General features: G+C 55.9%; 4 protein-coding genes. All 4 read right to left on the bottom strand.

The annotated features are described in order from the left end of the window. Positions 1-176, bottom strand: a 176-nt coding sequence (locus Q363_RS39575) for a transposase (RefSeq protein WP_157467943.1), incomplete at its 3' end; no start/stop codon positions are given. A gap of 1329 nt (positions 177-1505) precedes the next feature. Continuing rightward, on the bottom strand, positions 1506-2540 hold the full coding sequence (gene adhP / locus Q363_RS30440) for an alcohol dehydrogenase AdhP (protein WP_035358237.1): 1035 nt from the start codon (positions 2538-2540) through the stop codon (positions 1506-1508). Positions 2541-2837: 297 nt separating this feature from the next. Continuing rightward, positions 2838-5021, bottom strand: coding sequence for a glycogen debranching protein GlgX (gene glgX / locus Q363_RS30435; protein ID WP_064742760.1), 2184 nt, complete (start codon positions 5019-5021; stop codon positions 2838-2840). Then, positions 5021-5119, bottom strand: a complete 99-nt coding sequence (locus Q363_RS41620) for a glycogen/starch/alpha-glucan phosphorylase (protein ID WP_245632577.1) — start codon at positions 5117-5119, stop codon at positions 5021-5023. Before Q363_RS41620 ends, glgX begins: the two co-directional genes overlap by 1 nt. Positions 5120-5171: the final 52 nt, after the last annotated feature.

Below are 5171 nucleotides of genomic sequence, written 5' to 3'. Positions count from 1 at the left end.
ATCATCCGCCAGTGCGCCCCAGTCTTCACCAGCCAGCGCAGAGCGTTGAACACCGCTCGCAAACTGTGCGACCGCTGCGCAGCGTCCTCCCGACACAACGCCAGATAGGGCGCTACAAGCGCCCACTCCTCATCGCTCACATCGCTCGGATAACCAACCTGACCCTTATTCCCCATACAAACTATGCTGCGCGATGACAACAACACAATCACCGCCTTCCTACAGATGGGAATTAAAGTTATTAACAGTCTCTAGCCCGTTTCGAGGGGCTGGGCAAAAATAGCCGTTATCCGGATCTTTCTGCGTAGCGCCATTGCGGTTCTCGAATCGCCGACCGGCGAACTCCTTGAGCAGCTGGAGAAACACCGCCGAGTCTGAGCTGGAGAAGGAGAGTATGCGCGAAGAGGCGAAGAATAAATGGTTAGCCCAACTGGTCGCTTGATGCGGCCTTTTCTTTGTCGTCGATATTTACTTTCGGTTCTAGGACTCTTTAGGTGCCCTCTTCCTGGCCACCGTCTTCTTGGCTGAGACGCTGCCTGCGGTGGGTGATGCTGGCTTCTGTTCGACTTTTGCTTCTGCCCTGCTTTTTTTCCAGCGCGCTTTTTGAGCTGCTGCGATCTTCGCTCTCGCCTCTGCGCTCATCGGGCTACGTGAATTAGTGGGTTTCTTGGATTTAGTGCTCGAAATAACTCGGGCTGGCCGTCCGCGTCTCGGTTTGATGAGAGCCATACCAGGCAGGTTCGATATGCTTGTCAGCAATCCTCTCGCTTGAACAAGCTGGGAGACTAACCGGTCTATTTCTTGCACTATTGCGCTAAGTTCCATACACGCTCCTATGCCTGAAGGATACCCCAGCGACTATACCTGGCAAAGGCAAAACCCCAATCCCATTAGCTAGATGACGTAAGCCTCAAACTTGGCGAAGCAGGACAAATTCCACCTCAGTAAAGCGATGAGTCAAACTGAGGCAAAATCATTGGCTGCGATGCCTGTGTGAGTGGAATCCTAACAACACCCATTTCTACCGACGCGGCTAAAGAGTCACGGCAACTCTGGTGATGTGCTCGTTTAGATAGTCAGCGATCTTTAGTGCTTCCTCGAAAGAGGTGCCCGGTTTCAATTGCGAGCTCAGATTCAGCTTGTCGTGGAGAACCGTGTTGGTAGCGGGACCGTTCTCAAGCGTACTGAGATACGGGATTCCGCCTTCATATTCGCCAGCCTTGAATCGCACGTCCGCAAACTCGTTCTTAGCGCTCATCACCTAAGTATGAGGCATGCAGGGATTTCGGGATATGGCGGATAGCTGTGCGTGCTTGCTCTGCAACAGTCGCCGCGACCACATCGAGCTCCGGCGATGCCATGATGTCGAGCTTCTGGACAGGGCTTTGGATGGCCCTCGAGTAAGAGCGGTGCAAATATTTCACTCATGATAATGTCTTTATCATGCGTGAAATGGGTTCCCCCCCGGCGAACCGCCGGGAGGTTCGCTTCGCGTGGGGGTAGTGCTAAGCCTTGGCAAGCTCCATCACGATGCGGCCGTCGATTTTACCGGCCTTCATCTGATCGAAGATATGGTTGATGTCCTCGAGAGGAGCGGTCGTGTAGGTTACTTTAACCTTGCCTTCGGCGGCGAAGCTCAGGCATTCGGCGAGATCGGAGCGGGTTCCGACGATCGAACCTCGAACGGTCTTGCCCTTGATCACCACGTCATAGATCGAGAGAGGAAAGTCTCCCGGAGGCAAACCGCAGAGAGCCATTGTGCCGTGACGCCGCAGAAGATCAACACCCAGGGCAAAGGCCTTTGGTGAGACGGCGGTGACCAGAACACCGTGGGCTCCTCCATCGGTCTCCTTGAGAATGCGCTCCGTGGCATCCGGTTCAAGGGCATTTATAGCGACATCCGCCCCGAGTTTCTTTGCCAGTTCTAGTTTCTCGGGTGCTATATCGACAGCTGCCACATGGAGCCCCATGGCCTTCGCATACTGCACCGCGAGATGTCCGAGGCCGCCGACGCCTGAAATGACCACCCATTGGCCCGGACGGGCCTCGGTCTGCTTCAAGCCTTTGTATACCGTCACGCCGGCACACAGGACTGGCGCGATCGCTGTAAAGTCGACACCCGCCGGCAAATGGCCGACATAGTTTGGATCGACCAGAACATACTCGGCAAAGCTGCCGTCGACGGAGTACCCGGCGTTCTTCTGCTGTTTGCATAGGGTCTCCCAGCCCGTCAGACAGAACTCGCAGTGTCCACAGGCGCTGTAGAGCCAGGGAACGCCAATGCGGTCGCCTTCTTTCACAACAATGACTCCGGCGCCTACGGCCGCCACATATCCGACTCCCTCGTGCCCAGGAATAAACGGGGGCCGCGGTCTAACAGGCCAGTCGCCAGCCACGGCGTGCAGGTCAGTATGGCATACGCCAGTGGAAATCACTTTGAGAAGCGCCTGTCCAGGCCCTACTTCGGGAATCTTAACGTCTTCAATCGTAAGCGGCTTACCAAACTCTCTGACTACCGCTGCTTTCATTGTCTTCGCCATTTCGCTTCACTCTCTCGTTTGTTTCTGGATCGTCGGACTACAGAGCTGCCCACTTGTTTTAGAGCAGGTCAACCTGCGTCTGCGATTATCCCGAACGATCGAGACGAGACAATCACCCTGCAAACATTTCAGGGCCGCCATCACACTTGCCGGAGTCGAACTGCTTCACCGTATCCGCAAGGGACAGTTCGCACTCAGTCGACTCCAACTCAAAGATCAAGCTGCGCCGGCGATCTGGAACGCAGTCCTTGCTGCATAAATCTCATCTCTCTTCAGTGCCTCACTGCGACCACTTACCTATTTGCACCAGAGCCGGCCTATCGAATGAGCTGGCGGACACACATTCCTGGCGTTGCCAGGAACTTCTGCGGGCGCTGATGGCAGTCCACTTGGAATGCTAGCCATTCGTCCTACACCTGCGAGGAGCACTACCACGGACCGCGCGCCAGCGCGATACGTTGTCCCCAGAACTGGCTTCTCCGCATTCCATCCGCAAATCTCATACGGCGGCTCCAGTGCAGTATCGATCCACCGCCACCAGTTCTCTGTACCATCCCTCAGTGGAGGAAGTTCGAACTCGAGAGGTTCCCAATAAGCATTGAAAATGATTTGCCCAAATACTCTTTCGTATTTCAGTTCCCCGCCGATTGCGACGCTGTGCGAGAAAGAAGACCAATCCGGCTGATTGAGTTTCACGCCGTGCCAAGCAAGTTTTTGTTCGCGGAGAGCCTGGCTCAAACTCACGCGGTGGCGTTCATGTTCCACGTCGCGAATCACACGCCGCTCAATCAGCAGCTTCACAAACCGAAGAACGTCGGCGTGTTTGGACAGCAGATTCCAGTCGAACCAGCTCGTATCATTATCCTGGCAGTAGGCATTATTATTGCCTCGTTGACTACGCCGCACCTCGTCGCCCATAACAAACATGGGCACACCTGCAGACAGCATGACTGCTGTGAAAAAGTTCTTCACCTGCCGGTTGCGGAGAGTCTCGACTACGGGATCGTCCGTCGGACCTTCAACACCGCAGTTCCAGCTCCGGCTGTCGTTCCGTCCGTCGCGGTTGCCTTCGCCGTTTTCTTCATTGTGCTTCCGGTTATAGGAGACGACGTCGTTCAGCGTAAATCCATCGTGGCACGCAACGAAATTAATACTCTCCTCGACCTCTCGTTCCCTCTGACCATAAATACTAGGGCTGCCAAGCAGACGATCGGCTACGCGCCCCACGGAATCATTCGCGCCCCGGAAGAAATCGCGGACGTCATCGCGAAACCGGTCGTTCCACTCCTTCCAGCTGTCGCCCACGAAGTTGCCGACCTGATAAAGTCCTGCCGCGTCCCATGCCTCCGCAATCATCTTCGTACCGGCCAGTGCCGCGTCGGACTCGATGTCCCAAAGCACTGGAGGATTCGGCATGACGGCTCCCGATGAGTCGCGCGCAAGGATGGACGCAAGATCGAATCGAAACCCATCCACATGCATCTCATTCACCCAGTAACGGAGGGCGTCTACAAACCCGTGTCGTAGAACAGGATTGTTCGCATTCAGTGTGTTTCCTGTCCCACTGAAGTTCGCGTACCGCGAGCGGTCTTCACACAGGAGGTAGTAAGTTGGATTGTCCAGGCCGCGGAAGCAGAGTGTTGGCCCGTCATCTCCGTCTTCCGCGGTGTGATTAAAAACTATGTCGAGTATGACTTCGATGCCCGCCCGGTGGAGAGCCTTCACCATATCCCGAAATTCATCTATGGGGCCCAGCGGGTCTTGACGCGAGCTATACGCCTGGTGCGGTGCAAAAAACGAAACGGGTGAGTAGCCCCAGTAATTCGTCAGGCCTGCGGGGGCAGCCTGGGGGTCGAACTGAAACACCGGAAGTAGCTCGACCGCGGTGATGCCCAACTGCTGAAGGTAGGGGATCTTCTCGATCATTCCTGCGTATGTGCCACGTTTCGATTCGGGCAGGCCGGAGTTGGGATGTGCGGTAAAGCCGCGCACATGCATCTCGTAGATTATGGTGCGTGACCAGGGCCGGTTCAACGGCACGTCGCCTTCCCAGTCATACGCGTGCGGGTCCGTGACTACGCTCTTCATGGCCGTTGCGGTGTTGTCCCCCTCTTGACGTGCTGCCTCACGGCTATAGTTTTTCGGGACGACAACAGCGCGCCCGTATGGGTCCAGCAGTAGCTTGGATGGATCGAACCTGAAACCCAGTGCCGGGTCGAACGGTCCGTACGCCCGAAATCCATAGATCTGACCCGCTTCGACGGCGGGCACGAACACGTGCCAGTAATGGTAGGTAAGGTTCGTTAAAGGATCAATGGGGATAACGCGCGAAGGACGAGAGTCATCCACCCGATCGAAAAACAGCAGGTCGATACCAGCCGCACTCCGCGAGAAGACTGAGAAGTTAGCGCCGCCACTGACTAGCGTGGCACCAATTGGAGAGCTACGGCCAGTCGTGGGGGCTGAAAGCGGTTTTTCCATTACCCTCTCCCTGACAGTGGACATGGCTGTAGGTTCCAGATTTCGCCTGCGTATTCAGCGATGGTGCGGTCGCTGGAGAACTTCCCCGAGCCCGCCACATTCAAAATCGCTTTGCGCGCCCACTCGTCCGGTTGGTTATACAACGCGCGC

It is taken from the genome of Edaphobacter aggregans DSM 19364 (assembly GCF_000745965.1).
In the GTDB taxonomy this organism is placed as follows: Bacteria; Acidobacteriota; Terriglobia; order Terriglobales; family Acidobacteriaceae; genus Edaphobacter; species Edaphobacter aggregans.
This window is presented reverse-complemented; position numbering and strand designations above follow the sequence as displayed.

Bases quoted from the DNA above. Each gene is read 5' to 3' on its own strand.
- adhP (WP_035358237.1), bottom strand. From the start codon at position 2,540: ATGGCGAAGACAATGAAAGCAGCGGTAGTCAGAGAGTTTGGTAAGCCG.
- glgX (WP_064742760.1), bottom strand. From the start codon at position 5,021: ATGGAAAAACCGCTTTCAGCCCCCACGACTGGCCGTAGCTCTCCAATT.